The following is a 14,775-nucleotide window of genomic DNA, read 5'->3' on the forward strand; positions in this document are numbered from 1 at the left end:
CTTTGGATACGCGGCCTTGCTCCAGAGGTTTCTACGGAGTCACAACCGTATTTGCCCCTTTGTGGCCGAGCCCTTATCTTAGGCCCAAAACAATGGAAAACAAAATCACCTGGGAGCAGTTCACGGCCGTAGAGCTACGGGCTGGCACCGTTGTGCGGGCTGAGGCTTTCCCTGAGGCGCGCAAACCCGCCTATAAACTCTGGGTAGACCTGGGGGAACTGGGAATAAAAAAATCGAGCGCCCAGATTACGTGCCGCTATACGTTAGAAGAAGTGGTGGGACAGCAAGTGATCTGCGTCACCAACTTCCCTGCCAAACAGATAGGGCCCTGGCTTTCAGAGATTCTGGTGACGGGATTTGAAGACGAGGAAGGGAACATTGTCTTAGCCCAGCCGCAGGCACAAGTGCCTAATGGCAAGAAGCTTATCTAATCATTCTTTTCACTTTGCTTTGTATGGTGGTCAGAGTATCTGCCGAAGACATTTTCCTGAATTTGGTTAGCCCCGTCTTTGCCGTGTCTGGTGGTGCAGCCTGTACAGAATCAGCCACTGCCACCTTGGCGGTCAACTTCGCCTCCCGTAAACTCAGGCTGTCCAAAACATCTTCATAGATCTTGTCCAGCAGGGCGGGGTTGGAGAGATAAAAGTCGTAGCTGTGCTTGAAGGCACTATCTGAGACGGCATGGCGTTTTAAGATACGTTTGTGGGCCTCGCGGTACGCCACCCGCGACGTGTCATAGTTGGGGATGGTTCGGCCAATGGCCGCCTCGGTGAGGTGCACGTCTATCATGATCCTGGTCATCTGCTCCTCAGAAATCAAATCGGCGGGCTTCGCGGGCTCAGGGGTACAGGCCAGCATCACCAGCGGGAGTAACAGGAGGCACAAACGTTTTTTCACGCGGTTGTTGTAAGTTTGGGTAATTTTAACGGGGCGCAACTCTTTAGCAGGCATGAAAGACTTGGTCAGGAAGCTACGAAAGTACGAGATACGGATTAGAAAGGCAATTGACACCCAGATGCAGGGCGACTTCAAATCTGTCTTCAAAAGCTCTGGCCTGGAGTTCGATGACGTGCGCTCCTACCAGTACGGTGACGATGTGCGTTCCATTGACTGGAACGTATCGGCCAAGGGCCACGGTATCTTTGTCAAGACCTACCGCGAAGAAAAAGAACAGAACGTTTTCCTGCTGATAGACGTGAGCGGGTCTCACTCCTTGGGTACCCCGGGGGCGCAGAAGATGGACATTGGCAAAGAGATTGGCGGCATTCTGGCCCTGTCGGCGCTGGAACAGGGCAGCCAACTGGGCATGATCTGCTTCAGCGACGGCAAAGAGCGCTACCTGAAACCCGGCAAAGGCAACGAGCACGCCTACAGCCTCATCAAAACGCTGGCGGTCTTGCAGCCCCAATCCCTGAAAACCAACATTGGGGCCGGTATCAAGCTCTGCCTGAACGTGGTCAAGCGCAAAAGCATCATCATCCTGATCTCTGATTTTATTGACCTCAACTATGAGCGGGAACTGATCATGCTGGCCAAAAAACATGACCTCATTGTGCTGCAACTCATGGACAAACGCGAGATTGATTTCCCAAAACTGGGTATTATTCCGCTGCAGGACAAAGAAACCGGCAAAACCATCTGGGTGAATACGTCTTCCAGGGAGTTCAGGGAACGGTACCTGCTCCCCTACGCCCAGAACCAGGAAAGGCTGGCGAAACTGTGCCGCCAATACCAGGCCGATTTCCTTCCTATTTTTGTGGAGCAGGATTATGTGCCCCAGTTGGTGCATCTGTTCAAGGCCCGCAACAAGATCATGAAACGGAGTTCCTAAGCATAGCTTCTCTCCGTTTTGGGCCTACTTTTACCAAAACAAGCCCAAAACAGAGCAATAATCAGTAAACACAAAAGAAGCTGATCCTTTGGATTGGCTCACAACCTAGAATTGAATTTGCTTCCATCATTAATAAAAAGAACAGGCTGGCTTTTCTGCTGTCTGTTTCCCTTTGTCTGCCAAGCCCAATTCCCGGCCATTACGGTGGAGGGATTTTTCCTGCGCGATTCTGTGGAAATAGGCCAATCTGTGAAATACGTGCTGCTTTCCAGGCACGCCCCCCAGGCCGAAGTGGTTTTCCCCGACACCTCGGCGGGGTTCTCTCCTTTTGAAGTGGTCAGGAAAGACTTCTACCCCACCCGCACCGTGCAGGGCATCAGCACAGACAGCACACTCTACACGCTGCGCACCTTCAGCCTGAAACCGGTGCAGACGCTGCAATTGACGGCCCAACTGTTCCATAACGGCGATACCCTGCACCTCACAACGGCCCGTGATACCGTGTTCCTGATCCAAAACGTAGCACTGGTAAAAGACCCGCTTCCGCTTCAATCTACCACGCACCTGCAACCGGTTCCGGAGCAATTCAATTACTTGTACTGGCTCATGGGGGCCGTGGCGGCCGCTATTCTCATTGGCGGCGTCTGGGGCTTGTTTGGGAAAGGCATTAACTTGCGGTACAAACTGTACGTGCTCCAGAAAGACCAAGCGCAGTTCCAGTCCCGGTTCCAGACGTCCAAAGAGCGTTTTCTGCGGGGTAAAACCTTAGATCAACTAGAACGCGCCATTATCTTATGGAAGAACTACTTAACCAAGCTGGAAGACACCGCCATTAACTCGTTTACCACCAAAGAGATTGTTTCCTATTATGAAGAAGACGAACGGGTGAGCAATGCCCTTAAAGTGTGTGACCGCGCCATCTACGGCAATATTATCTCAGAGAATGAAAGCGAGGAAACCGACTCTCTGAACCAATTAGCCGATTTCGCCGCGAACCGTTATGTTTTAATCAGAGACTCCCTGCGCCATGTGGCAAACACCCGCTGATTTCTCCTGGCTGAACCTGAGCTGGTTCTCGTGGCAAACCTGGCAGTCATTTGAATGGGCCAACCCTGGGTTTCTGTACGCGCTCCTGGGCGTGCCGCTGCTGTTTCTGCTGCGCTGGCTTTTGCACGTGCGGTTCCGGAAGAAAATGGACGTGGCGCTGTTTGCGGGAGATGTCACCTGGCACTGGACTAGCATTCTGCGCTACGTTCCAGACGTGGTGTTCGGGCTGTTCCTGATGCTGGTGTTGGTGGCCCTGGCCCGGCCCCAGAAGACCGATGAAACCGTAGAACTCTCCGCCGAGGGCATTGACATTGTGCTGGTCATGGACGTATCGGGCTCCATGGAATTGACGGATTTTCTCCCCAATCGGCTGGAAGCCGCCAAGGAAGTGGCCCTGCAGTTTGTGAACGGCCGGGTGCAGGACAGAATTGGGTTGGTGGTTTTTGCCGGCCGCGCCTTTTCCCTGGCCCCACTCACCACCGATTACGAGATGATACGGGAAAGCATCAGAAACATTCAACTGGGGATGGTTTCTGAAGACGGCACCGCCATTGGCAGCGCGCTGGCCGTAGCCATTAACCGGCTGCGCGATTCCAAAGCCAAGTCAAAGGTCTGCATTCTGATCAGTGACGGCGAGAATACCGCCGGAAGCTTAGACCCTGAACTAGCGGCTCAGTTGGCGCACGCCTTCCATTTAAAGCTGTACACCGTGGGCATTGGGCGCGAGGGAACCGTCTTGCTGGAGGCTGACTCCACAGGCCAGATGGCGTCCATCCAAACCGGCCTGGAAGAGAAAACACTGCGGCAGTTGGCTTCTTTGTCTGAGGGGCAGTTCTTTCGGGCGCAGGATGCCAATGCCCTTTCGCAGATCTTCCAGCGCATCAACAGCCTGGAGAAAACCGAGATAAAAGAAACCCGCTACCGCGATACCAAAGATTATTACCAGATATATTTGCGCTGGGCCCTGGTGCTGCTGTTGCTGTGGCTCTTGCTCAAGAACACCTTTTTCACCAATGCGTTAGAAGACTGAGTTTGGTTGCTGGTTGTTAGTTATCAGTTTTTAGTTGTTAGTTGTCAGTTTAATAAGGCTTGCCTACTTTTTCTTTTGCTAAGTAGCAGGACAAATTAAAAATCTATTTTGTCTTCTTGAAAGGATCTTGTGGGCGAACTGGCAAAGCTGTAAATAACGCCATTGCCAGTTCGCCCACAAGATCCTTTCAGGAGGATACAGAGAGGAGAAGATATAGTTATTTCTGTCTAATTACTTATCATGACAATTCAAGAGAACATCCAGGATTTCCAGAGACGGTTGCACGGGACTAACTGCCAGTTGATTGCCGTTTCTAAAACCCATCCTGTAGAACTGATCCAGGAAGCCTACGATGGCGGACAGCGGGCCTTCGGCGAAAACAAGGCGCAGGAAATGAAGGACAAACAACCGCAGCTTCCGTCAGATGTGGAGTGGCACATGATCGGGCACCTGCAAACCAACAAGGTAAAATACATTGCACCGTTTGTACGCCTCATCCAGTCGGTAGACAGTTTGCGTTTGTTGCAGGAAATCAACAAACAAGCCCAAAAACACCACCGCGTCATTGATTGCCTGTTGCAGTTCTACATTGCCGAGGAGGAAACCAAATTCGGCCTGGATTTGGAAGAAGCCAGGCAAATTCTTCGTTCAGAGGATTTCGCCGTTCTAAATAATGTACGCATTTGCGGGGTCATGGGTGTGGCGACCAATACCGAAGATGAGCAACACCTGCAACGGGAATTCGCCCGCCTGCGTGGTTACTTTGAGGCATTGCAACAGGAATTTTTCAAGGATGCCCCTCATTTCAAGGAAATTTCCATGGGCATGAGCTCAGATTACAGACTAGCTATTGCCGAGGGCAGTACCATGATTAGGGTGGGCAGTGCTATCTTTGGTCACCGAGACTATTCAGTGACACCATAACTTTTAACCTGATTTTCAAAAATGACCATTAAAACGATATTAATCCTTGGTGCCTTGTTAAGCGGATTGGGCGTGATGATTGGAGCCTTCGGGGCGCATGGCTTAGCCAAACTGCTCACCGAAACCGGCCGCACTGAAACGTTTGAGACGGCTGTGAAGTACCAGATGTACCATGCCCTGGGCTTGCTGCTGGTGGGCATCTTGATGACGCAGTTCCCGGCGGCTACTGGCATGCGCCTTTCTGGTCTCTGCTTTCTCATAGGTATCCTTATCTTTTCCGGCTCCTTGTACATCCTTTGCCTCACGGGCATTAAGTGGATGGGTGCCATCACTCCCATTGGCGGCCTGTTCTTGATTGGCGGTTGGCTGAATCTGGTGTGGGCTTTGGTGAAAAATCAGCCTTAATTCCTCTTCCTTACTACTCTAATTTGGTTGGTTAAGCGGCTTCTTTAGGGAGATTGGTAGGTGCACGCCTTCTGCTGTTGCCTTGGCTTGTCCGCTTTTGGCGTGGGTGCAAGTGCTGTATTGTTTCATCTGTTCCGGTATGCGCTCACGGCCGCGAGGCCCCGTCTTCCCCTCTCGCACTGCCCTTTCGGCCTGGGAAGTTCTCTTCTCTTAGCTAATGTCTGTCTAGGGCCAAAAGCGAGGCGCGCTCGGGGAAGACTGGAAAGGGGAAAGTAGTAAATCCGTGTAACGGTTATTGGTTGCATTACCTTTATTCCCCAACAAAGGCATATTCTCCTCTCCTTGGCTAATCTTGCAGGGAAAAATGAGCGTTAATTATATTCTGAGAATTCTAAAGAATCAGACTGTAAGTAATCGCTCTTTCGGAGTTCCACTCCGAAAGCACTCGGTCGGGGAGTTCCACTCCCCTTCTTTTGCCCGTGGCTCCCGGCGGAGTGGAACTCCGCAGCAGGCAGGTTCGGGAGTAGAACTCCCGAACAGCTGGAAAAGACTCTACCGCGCATTCCTTTCTTCTGCAAAGGCATATTCCCCTCCTCAGAGGGGTTGGGGTGGGTTTTGGCGCCCCACCATCTCCTAAGAGTATAATCACAACAAAAACGCCTCTCCGGCCATTGCAAGAGAGGCGTTTTTGTTGTGTTTTGGCCAAAACACAACAAAAACGCTAGTTAGCCGCGGCAATTGTGGTCACAATCATGACCTGCGCATTGCCTTGTATGGCATTTGACTCAACGGTAATGACTTTGTTTTGCTTCCCACGCTTACCCGCGCTGTCAAATTTAGCGGTGATGGAAGCTGTTTCGCCGGGCATAACCGGAGCCTTCGGGAAGTCGGTGGCGGTGCAGCCGCAGGTGGTGCGTACGTTGGAGATGATCAAAGGCAAGGTGCCGTTGTTGGTGAACTTGAAGGTATGCTCCACCACGTCTCCGGACTTGATATCACCAAAGTCAAATCTCTGTTCCTCAAACTGAATGGACGGCCCCACTGGTGCCGGGGCCGGAGCAACGATGGGTGCAACGGGAACGGTGGCCTGCGTGGCCGTGGTGGCCTGCGCCATGGCGGCAGTACCGCCAAACACCAGAAACAAAGCCCCAAGTACTAACTTTTTCATCTTGTCTTTTCTAACTAAGTGATTGAACAGGAATACTTATCTATTTTGTCCTGCTACTTAAAACTATCAATTGTTTCCTTTATCCTCCCAAATTTACACTCTATCGGTTTTAGCTTCAAGAGTGCCCCTAATGTAATGCTCTTTTGGTCTATCTTCTGCTCATTCAATATTCTTGTTGGGAGAACATAAAAAGTCCACTGATCAAGATTAGCAGGATCAACAGTACTTTTGTCTTGGTGATGTAGCAGACAAAATACATAAAAGTCTGATTGCCTACCGCAGATTTCTGAATATTGATTGAGCGCGTAATCCCAGCCAAACGTAGGGGCAATATCAAAGCAGATTTTAGATAATCCGCTTTGTTTCCAGCTTTGAAGATATGCAGATGACTTTACTTCTATCTTCAACCCAGATTCAGTAACTAAGTCACAAGCATCCCACTCTACCCTGCAATCTTTAGAGAGACCTACATCCTGCTTTACAATAAATTCGGCAAGTACTCCCCTTAACGAATTGCTCAGTAGGTCTGATTGTGACCAACTCCAAAAATCAAGAAGATTGAAATTCAATTTTTGATTGTTGTACGTAAAAGTCTCCTGCCCACTCTTTGGGTCTACTGCTATTGCTCCTAAATCTGGGTTGATATCTGTCTTCATAAGCTGCTTACTCTTCCACATGTTCTGGGGCGTTCTCCAGCAGTTTCTCGTTGAAGTTTACCAGGAAAAGCTGTTCTGAGGCCCGGGTGGCCGCCGTATACAACCAACGGGCGAACTCCTGGCTTACCAGATCTTCCTTCAGAAAACCATGGTCTACGAAAACCGCTTGCCACTGACCGCCCTGGGCTTTGTGGCAAGTGAGCGCGTAGGCAAATTTCACTTGCAAGGCATTCAGGTATTTGTCCTGCCGCATCTCTTGCGCCCGGGCCCGTTTATTGGCAATGTGCTGGTAATCCTCCAATACTTGCTGGTACAGCTCTTTGTTTTTGTCGGCGGGCAGGGCGGGCGCCTCTGAGTACAGGGTGTCCAGCATGATCTTGGTGTCCAGCTCTTCCTCGTTGGGGTAATCCACGAACCTGATCCGGACATCCGCGAAGCGCATGCCGTACATCTCTTCATAGCGGATGATCTTGGTGATCTCCACGAAATCGCCGTTGGCCATAAACCCGATGCTGGATTCTTTGGGCAGCCAGGTGTAGTTGTTGCGCACTACCATGAGGTAGTCGCCTACCCCAATCTCGTCCTCGGCGAAGAAGATCTGCCGCCTGATGTGCTGGTTGTACAGGTTAGCGGTCTTGTTAGACCTACAGATCACCGTGGTGTTGTCAATCCCGAACTTGTCATAGGCGTAGCGTAGCCCGTCTTCCAGTTTATCGCCCCGCATAGAGAAAATGTCCCTAAAACCACGCGTCTTGAAGGCTAGCACCGGCTGCTCTTTGAGTAGTTCGTTCCGGAGGCGGGTGGCGTTCATGAGAATGCCAGATTCCTCGGCCTGCCGCATTACCTGGCGCATCTCCATCTCGTGCACGTGGCAGTTGAAGTTACTCTGCAGGTAAGCGGCATCCAAAGACGGACTGATGGTCTGGTTCACGGGTGGCAACTGGGCGGTATCACCAATGAGCAGCAGTTTGTTGCTGGGCCGCTCAAACACGTAGCCCAACATATCCTGCAACAGCCCGCTATCGCCAAACGCCTTGTCGTCTGAGATCATGGAGGCCTCATCCACTATGTAGATGACCTGCTCGCTCTTGTTGGGCTGCCGCGAAAAAGCCAATCCTTCTGAATAGGGGTTAGAGGTCTGCCGGTAGATTTTCTTATGGATGGTAGAGGCCGGTTTGGCCGAATACATGGACATGACCTTGGCGGCCCTACCGGTAGGCGCCAGCAGCACATATTTATAGCCGAAGCTATTCAGTATTTTCACCAACGCGCTCACCACCGTGGTTTTACCCGTACCCGCAAAACCCTTCAGCAGGAACACTTCTTTCAAACCAGTGCGGCGCATAATGAAATGGTCTAGCTTCTGGAACAGCTTGGCCTGGTCTTGGGTGGGTTCAAACGGAAAATTCTTGCGGAGCGCTTCTGCTGGAGTCATGTTTTGTGTTGGAGTAGTGCAGCCTCTGGTTAGATAGTAGCCATGGTAGCCGAGGCCTTCGCGATGAGTTTTCTCTCGCCTGGCCCATCTATGCTAAAGATTTCTGCCTCACAAAAGTTCAACTTCCTGCCCTGTTTCAAGACCCAGCCTTTGGCAAAAAGCGCGTCACCCACCCCCGGGTTCAAATAGGAAATAGTGAGGTTGGAAGTGACTACGTGTTGATCAGCAGGCACCAGGGTAACGGCCGCAAAGCCCATGACAATATCGGCGAGGGTGGCAATCACGCCCCCGTGGGCGAAGCCTTTGTGCTGCTTGTGCTTTTCTTCCAGGGTTAATTTGCCCTCAATTAAGCCTATTTCTACGGTTTCTATTTCAAAACCCAGCAATTGCATGTAAAATTGCCGCTGTAGTTTCTCTTTTACCGTATTTTTGAAATCAGGATTGAACGTCTTTAACATTTGACAAAAGTACTGCCTGACACCCTGCCCTACAACCTATGGAGAACATTCATCCGCTTGCGGAACCATACGCCTCTAAAGCCAGAATCAGAGTTTGCGGCCTTTTGGTACAAGAAGATAAATTACTATTGGCCCGCCACAAGGCCGCTTTTGGCGAAGGCAATTTTTGGATGCCGCCCGGCGGCGGACTGAACTTCAACGAGAAAGTGAAAGAGTGCCTTGTCCGTGAGTTCAGGGAAGAAACCGGGTTGGACGTGGAAGTAAGCAGGTTCCTGTACCTGAACGAGTTTTTACGCCCTCCGCTCCACGCCATTGAGCTTTTCTTTGAGGTGAAACTGGTGAAAGGCACTTTGGCCTTAGGCTCAGATCCGGAGCATGCCCCCCACGCCCAGCTTCTGGAAGAGGTAAAGTTTCTCAGCATAAGGGATATGTTTACGCTCCAGCGTGAGGAACTGCACCCCGTCCTTCACGCCCTGGTCAACTTAGATGACTTGTTTATTCCCAGGCAGGTTTTTCTGGACTAATGCCTACCGCAGTTGATGCTGTAGAATAGCGATAGAGAGCGATGAGCACGCCCTCTTTCGCAAACCATAGCTTTTTCTGCCAGCCCCATTGGCGTTGTTGCGGTGGCGTTTTGGGGCTGTTTTTCGGAAAACGGGCCCAAAACGCAAAAACCTGTGAGGTCTTTAAGACCTCACAGGTTTAGAGATTACCGGCGCGAGACTCCAGTCACGTGACCTGGGATGAAGCGAGTCTCCAGACTCGCCGGGAACCACTGGTGGGTACGGAACATCGTTGTGCATAGACGCGCACAGGTCTAAAGACGCTACGAGGTCTTTTGGAGCAAGCAGTAGTACAGGAAGGGTGAGCCAATAAAAAAATTACTCGCCGGAAACCACCAGCAGGAGTACGTAACATCAATGAATGATACCTCTGTTTCTGTTTTAGGGCTGTTTTACCAAAAACAGCCCTAAAACAGTGAAAAGGGAATTTGCCAAATGAGTTATGCTCTAACCTCAGTAAGCACTGGCTTGATCTAACGCCGAAATATCGTCTTGGCTAAGTTCAAGCTGTGCTGCTTTGATTAAGTCACCCAACTGCTCCAAGTTGGTGGCGCTGGCGATGGGGGCCGTGATGCTGGGGCGGGCCATGAGCCAGGCCAGAGAGATCTGCGCCGGGTTTACGTTGTGTTTCGCTGCTATCTCATCCAGGGCAGACAGAATACGGAAACCGCGTTCATTCAGGTATTTCTTGATGCCGCCGCCCCGCTGGCTTTTGTTTAAGTCTGCCTCTGAACGGTACTTCCCAGTCAGGAAACCGCTGGCCAGGGCAAAATAGTTAATGACGCCAATTCCCTCCTGTAGACACAGCTGCTCCAAGTCGGCCTCAAATTCCTGGCGGCTGTAGAGGTTGTATTCCGGCTGCAGGCTTTGGTAAACGGGGAAGTTATGCTGTTTACTAATTTCCAATGACTGCCGCAGACGGTCTACGGTAAAGTTAGAGGCACCTATGGCCCGAACCTTTCCAGCCTGCACCAGTTGGTGGTACGCCTCCAGTGTTTCTTCCAGCGGAGTTTTTTCATCGTCATAGTGGGACTGGTACAGATCTAGGTAATCCGTTTGCAGACGGCGCAGGGACTCCTCTACGGATGTAAGGATGTGGTTTTTGTTCAAGCCTTTCCGCGCTGGCGTGATTTCTGAACCCACTTTGGTAGCGATCACCACCTTATCTCGGTTGCCGCGGGACTTGAGCCACTTGCCGATAATGGTCTCTGACTCACCACCTTTGTTGCCGGGTACCCAAAGGGAGTAAGAATCGGCGGTGTCAATCAGGTTGAAGCCAGCCTGGGTGAAGGCATCCAGCAGTTCAAAAGAAGTTTTCTCGTCAATCGTCCAGCCGAAGACGTTTCCGCCGAAAGCCAGGGGGGCTACTTCCAGCCCAGATTTTCCAAGGGTGCGCTTTTTCATAGTAATGGGATGGATATGTTAGTTCTCAATGGAAAACCCGCTGAGACCAGGAGATGGGCTATTCAGCGGGTTTCTGTATGGTTATTCTCTTTCTGGGGAGATTAGTTACACTACGTTCACGAAAAATTCTTTGGCCGGGCGGCGTACCTTCTTGGCCGAGGCCAGTACGTCTTTTTTTTCATCGCGGTAGCCTAATGCCAGCAGCGCCACACTCCGCAGCCCTTTGGCGCGTAAATCCAAGAGTTCATCCAAAGCCGTTGGGTTAAACCCTTCCATAGGCGTGGCATCTACCTGCTCCGTAGAAGCTGCTACTAGCCCGGTACCTAACGCAATGTATGCTTGTTTTGCCGACCAGTGGAAATTCTCCTCAGGAGTCCTGTTTTTGATCATGTTGTTGATACTGTCCGCAAAACCAGCCAATGTTTCAATTCCTACTCCCCTTTCGGCCGCAATCTGGTTCATGTAGGCGGCAACCTGCTCCTCGGTTAAGGTGTCCCAGACTGCAAAAATGAGCAGATGCGAAGACTCTACAATCTGCGGTTGGTTATAGGCCACAGCCTGAATCTGTTTCCGTACTTCGGGGTTTTCCACCACCACCACGTTGTAAGGCTGGAAGCCCATGGAAGAGGCCGAAAGCCGAATGGCCTCCAGAATGGTCTCCAATTTCTCCTGCGGGATCTTCTCCCCCGTCATGCGTTTGGTGGCGTAGCGCCAGTTCAAGTCCTGAAGTAAGTTCATCGGTTTGGCTAAAATATATGTCTGTACTATAGTTGTATAAACAAATTTACGTACCTTTGGTTTCAAATAGATACTGGTTTACCTTTCTATACTGGTATCCCCCACGAAAGCAATTTGATATGGAAGCAGTTATCAGAACCGAACGCAATCTGTGCATCACCCACATCCTGCCCATCAGAGATGCGCTGGACATCCTAAGCGGAAAATGGAAGATTCCGATCATTGTGGCCCTTTGCGTGCACAAAAGGCGCTTTAAAGAACTGCACCGCGATGTGCAGGGCATTACCGCCAAAATGCTCTCCAAAGAACTGAAAGAGCTGGAAGTGAATAAACTGGTGAAACGCACTGTGCATGACACCTCCCCGGTCACCGTGGAATACTCTATCACCGAATACGGCCATAGCCTCACCCCTGTCATCAATGAACTGCGCGACTGGGGCATGAAGCACCGCGACAAGATCATCTACCACCCAGAGGAGGTATAAAGCGTTTGGGGGCTGTTTTCTGGAAAACAGCCCCAAAACGCTTTACCCAATCAGCTTTTTGGCTTGCTCCATATCTATCTCCTTCTCCCATTTAGAGACGAAGATGGTGGCCACGGCGTTGCCGATGAGGTTGGTAAGCGCGCGCGCCTCACTCATGAACCGGTCTATGCCCAAGATTAGCGCCAGCCCCGCCACGGGAATGTTGCCCACAGCCGGCAACGTGGCGGCCAGCGTGATAAACCCACTCCCCGTCACTCCGGCGGCGCCTTTGGAGGTAAGCAGCAGCACCAGCAGCAAGGTCAGTTGGTGTCCGAAATCAAGGGGCGTATCCGTAGCCTGCGCCACGAACACGGCGGCCATGGTGAGGTAAATGGAGGTTCCGTCCAGGTTAAAGGAGTAGCCGGTGGGCACTACCAGCCCCACCACGGGTTTAGAGCACCCTATCCGCTCCAGTTTCTCGATCAAGTTGGGCAGTGCCGCCTCAGAAGATGAGGTTCCCAGCACAATTAGCAACTCTTCCCTTATGTAGCGCAACAGCTTAAAGATATTGAAGCCTATTAGTTTCATGACGGCGCCCAGCACGACTACTATAAAGACCAGGCAGGTCAGGTAGAAAGAACCCATCAACTGCCCCAACGCTCCCAAAGACGCCAACCCATAGCGGCCAACGGTGTAGGCCATGGCTCCCAACGCGCCCAAGGGCGCCACTTTCATGATGATGTGGATGACGGCGAACAAAGCATTGGAAATGGACTGGATGGCGATGTAAACAGGCCTCCCTTTCTCGCCTATTTTTGACAAACCAAAGCCAAACAGCACCGAGAAGAACAGAATCTGCAGCAAGTCGCCTTTGGCCAGAGCGTCAATGATGTTATTGGGGATGAGGTGCATGAAAAAGCCCAGCGCCCCGGTGTTCTCGGGTTTTTCACCGGCGCTGGTCATGGCAGAAAGGGCATCGGTATCCAGGCTGGCGGCGTCTACGTGCATGCCCACCCCAGGCTGAAGCAGGTTCACCACCAACAAACCCAAGAGCAAGGCCACCGTGGTGAGCACCTCAAAATACAGCAACGCCTTCACTCCTACCCGGCCCACCTGTTTCATGTCCTGCATACCGGCAATACCGGTGACAATGGTACAGAACACCACCGGGCCAATCATCATCTTCACCAGCTTGATGAAGGCATCGCCCATGGGTTTCAGCTGCACCGCCAGGCCTGGCATGAAATGGCCTAACAGCACCCCAATGGCGATAGCGGTGATTACCTGAAAATAGAGGCTTTTGTAGAGAGGTTTCTTGCGGATCATGTACGCTGGCGTTTATGCAAAAGGCAAGAATAAGCAGATTTGCGTCAAGGAGCAAAAGTAGCCATACACTAACTCTCAGTTTTAAGCTTGTTTCTAAAAAACGGCCCGAAAACGAAATGGCCTTTTCTTGTATTCTTTCTTCGGCACCCGGTGAGAACTTGAGCCAAAGCAAACTTATTTACGACAATTGTCGTTTATATAAAGACAATTGTTACCTTTACCTTAACTCTTTTCCCTATGGCTGCAGCACTGAACCTTGAAAACAATTTATCCAACAGCTTAGTTGATGATCGTGATATCTTGTTGCTGGTGCAGACGGTGAGGCAGGGAATCAAATATCCGCTTTTTGTGAAGATTGCGAGTCAGAGCCCGTTCAACCTAAGTGAATGGTCGGTGTTTCTGCATCTGTCTGAGCGCACCATTCAGCGGTATAAAAAGGAAAAGAAGACCTTTGACCCTATCCACTCTGAGAGAATACTGGAGGTGACCTTGCTGTACAAGCGCGGCATTGAGGTGTTTGGCAACCAGGAGAGTTTCAATGCCTGGCTAGAGGCGAAGAATGTGGCCTTGGGCGGCATTACCCCTAAAAGCTTGTTGGACACTACCTTCGGCATCAGTTTACTGAAAGACGAGCTCACGCGTATTGAACACGGTGTCTTGGCATGATGGTGTACCGCCTGAGCAAAGGCCTCTACAAAAACGACCTCTCCGGCCGCGGGGCCGAACTGGCAGGCGGACGCTGGAACAGCAAAGGCATCGCCCTGCTCTACACCTGTGAATCGCGCGCCCTTTGCACCACCGAGATTGCCGTGCACACCCCCCTGGGCATTGTGCCCGTAGACTATTGGCTTATCACCCTGGAAGTACCGGATGACCTCCTGCTCGGCGAGGTACTCGTCCATCAACTTCCCGCTGACTGGAAGTCTTTTCCCCACCCCAATGTCACCCAGCTTATTGGCGATGCTTTTGTGCAGGAAGGCCGTCTGGTAGGGATGAAAGTCCCCTCGGCGGTCGTGCACGGTGACCATAATTACCTGTTCAACCCGCGCCATCCCCTATTTGGGCAAATCACGCTGCTGGATACTGAGCCCTTCCCCTTTGATGAGCGTTTGTTTGTGAAGTAATAGTTGGGCGCAGGAAGGGTATTCTCTATCTTGGGCATGGGGAAGCTTTTAGGAATAGTAAACAGGTGGAGGGATTACGCAGATAGTGCCGATAAGCGTAAGTTGACGTATGTAAGATAGTTAGCCAAAATTTAAAACATGAAGAGCCGCTCTGTCGGATTTTTAGAAAAAGAATCAGCCCGAATAGCAGAAGCGGAAAAAT

General features: G+C 51.2%; 18 protein-coding genes. 10 read left to right on the forward strand and 8 right to left on the reverse strand.

Features of this window, described 5'->3' with window-relative positions; genetic code table 11:
• The first annotated feature begins 92 nt into the window (after positions 1-92).
• Entirely contained in the window at positions 93-431 is a 339-nt protein-coding gene (locus HHO50_RS12680; protein ID WP_181306422.1) for a tRNA-binding protein, read from the forward strand.
• Here the strand turns inward: HHO50_RS12680 and HHO50_RS12685 are convergent.
• A complete protein-coding gene (locus HHO50_RS12685; RefSeq protein ID WP_181306423.1) occupies positions 424-897 on the reverse strand; it encodes a DUF4296 domain-containing protein in 474 nt (157 codons plus the stop codon). The two genes, HHO50_RS12680 and HHO50_RS12685, sit on opposite strands and share 8 nt — an antisense overlap.
• A gap of 52 nt (positions 898-949) precedes the next feature.
• Between HHO50_RS12685 and HHO50_RS12690 the strand changes: the two genes are divergently transcribed.
• From HHO50_RS12690 to HHO50_RS12710, 5 genes are all read left to right on the forward strand, one after another.
• Positions 950-1,831 (forward strand): DUF58 domain-containing protein, encoded by an 882-nt coding sequence (locus HHO50_RS12690; protein ID WP_181306424.1) that lies wholly within the window; start codon positions 950-952, stop codon positions 1,829-1,831.
• A 117-nt stretch (positions 1,832-1,948) separates the two neighbouring features.
• Positions 1,949-2,878 carry a hypothetical protein gene (locus HHO50_RS12695; protein WP_181306425.1) on the forward strand — a complete coding sequence of 310 codons (930 nt, stop codon included), beginning with the start codon at positions 1,949-1,951 and terminating at the stop codon, positions 2,876-2,878.
• Positions 2,859-3,908, forward strand: coding sequence for a VWA domain-containing protein (locus tag HHO50_RS12700; protein WP_181306426.1), 1,050 nt, complete (start codon positions 2,859-2,861; stop codon positions 3,906-3,908). The genes HHO50_RS12695 and HHO50_RS12700 overlap by 20 nt, the downstream gene beginning before the upstream one ends.
• A gap of 240 nt (positions 3,909-4,148) precedes the next feature.
• The gene (locus HHO50_RS12705; protein WP_181306427.1) at positions 4,149-4,832 is read left to right on the forward strand and encodes a YggS family pyridoxal phosphate-dependent enzyme; all 684 of its coding nucleotides are present in this window, start codon (positions 4,149-4,151) and stop codon (positions 4,830-4,832) included.
• Positions 4,833-4,853: 21 nt separating this feature from the next.
• Entirely contained in the window at positions 4,854-5,237 is a 384-nt protein-coding gene (locus HHO50_RS12710) for a DUF423 domain-containing protein (RefSeq protein ID WP_181306428.1), read from the forward strand.
• Between the two features lie 721 nt (positions 5,238-5,958).
• Here HHO50_RS12710 and HHO50_RS12715 read toward each other — a convergent pair.
• Genes HHO50_RS12715 through HHO50_RS12730 form a run of 4 tightly spaced genes read right to left on the reverse strand, consistent with a single transcriptional unit; the run spans position 5,959 to position 8,954 of the window.
• Positions 5,959-6,405, reverse strand: a complete 447-nt coding sequence (locus tag HHO50_RS12715) for a DUF1573 domain-containing protein (RefSeq protein ID WP_181306429.1) — start codon at positions 6,403-6,405, stop codon at positions 5,959-5,961.
• 53 nt (positions 6,406-6,458) lie between these two features.
• Positions 6,459-7,061, reverse strand: coding sequence for a hypothetical protein (locus HHO50_RS12720; protein WP_181306430.1), 603 nt, complete (start codon positions 7,059-7,061; stop codon positions 6,459-6,461).
• Between the two features lie 7 nt (positions 7,062-7,068).
• Entirely contained in the window at positions 7,069-8,496 is a 1,428-nt protein-coding gene (locus HHO50_RS12725) for an ATP-dependent RecD-like DNA helicase (protein ID WP_181306431.1), read from the reverse strand.
• Between the two features lie 29 nt (positions 8,497-8,525).
• Positions 8,526-8,954 carry a PaaI family thioesterase gene (locus HHO50_RS12730; protein ID WP_181306432.1) on the reverse strand — a complete coding sequence of 143 codons (429 nt, stop codon included), beginning with the start codon at positions 8,952-8,954 and terminating at the stop codon, positions 8,526-8,528.
• A 38-nt stretch (positions 8,955-8,992) separates the two neighbouring features.
• Between HHO50_RS12730 and HHO50_RS12735 the strand changes: the two genes are divergently transcribed.
• Complete coding sequence (locus HHO50_RS12735) at positions 8,993-9,478, forward strand: NUDIX hydrolase (RefSeq protein ID WP_181306433.1); 486 nt, start codon at positions 8,993-8,995, stop codon at positions 9,476-9,478.
• Between the two features lie 492 nt (positions 9,479-9,970).
• Here HHO50_RS12735 and HHO50_RS12740 read toward each other — a convergent pair whose 3' ends face one another.
• Together HHO50_RS12740 and HHO50_RS12745 are read right to left on the reverse strand one after the other, a co-directional pair.
• On the reverse strand, positions 9,971-10,921 hold the full coding sequence (locus HHO50_RS12740) for an aldo/keto reductase (protein WP_181306434.1): 951 nt from the start codon (positions 10,919-10,921) through the stop codon (positions 9,971-9,973).
• A 105-nt stretch (positions 10,922-11,026) separates the two neighbouring features.
• On the reverse strand, positions 11,027-11,659 hold the full coding sequence (locus tag HHO50_RS12745; RefSeq protein ID WP_181306435.1) for a nitroreductase family protein: 633 nt from the start codon (positions 11,657-11,659) through the stop codon (positions 11,027-11,029).
• A 119-nt stretch (positions 11,660-11,778) separates the two neighbouring features.
• Between HHO50_RS12745 and HHO50_RS12750 the strand changes: the two genes are divergently transcribed.
• The gene (locus tag HHO50_RS12750; protein WP_181306436.1) at positions 11,779-12,144 is read left to right on the forward strand and encodes a helix-turn-helix domain-containing protein; all 366 of its coding nucleotides are present in this window, start codon (positions 11,779-11,781) and stop codon (positions 12,142-12,144) included.
• Positions 12,145-12,186: 42 nt separating this feature from the next.
• Here HHO50_RS12750 and HHO50_RS12755 read toward each other — a convergent pair whose 3' ends face one another.
• Positions 12,187-13,449, reverse strand: coding sequence for a dicarboxylate/amino acid:cation symporter (locus HHO50_RS12755; protein ID WP_181306437.1), 1,263 nt, complete (start codon positions 13,447-13,449; stop codon positions 12,187-12,189).
• A 237-nt stretch (positions 13,450-13,686) separates the two neighbouring features.
• Here HHO50_RS12755 and HHO50_RS12760 point away from each other — a divergent pair, with 237 nt between their 5' ends.
• Both HHO50_RS12760 and HHO50_RS12765 read left to right on the forward strand, forming a co-directional pair.
• Complete coding sequence (locus HHO50_RS12760; RefSeq protein ID WP_181306438.1) at positions 13,687-14,115, forward strand: antitoxin Xre/MbcA/ParS toxin-binding domain-containing protein; 429 nt, start codon at positions 13,687-13,689, stop codon at positions 14,113-14,115.
• Complete coding sequence (locus HHO50_RS12765) at positions 14,112-14,573, forward strand: RES family NAD+ phosphorylase (RefSeq protein ID WP_181306439.1); 462 nt, start codon at positions 14,112-14,114, stop codon at positions 14,571-14,573. Before HHO50_RS12760 ends, HHO50_RS12765 begins: the two co-directional genes overlap by 4 nt.
• The last annotated feature ends 202 nt before the right edge of the window (positions 14,574-14,775 follow it).

It is taken from the genome of Rufibacter sp. XAAS-G3-1 (genome assembly GCF_013623775.1).
In the GTDB taxonomy this organism is placed as follows: Bacteria; Bacteroidota; Bacteroidia; order Cytophagales; family Hymenobacteraceae; genus Nibribacter.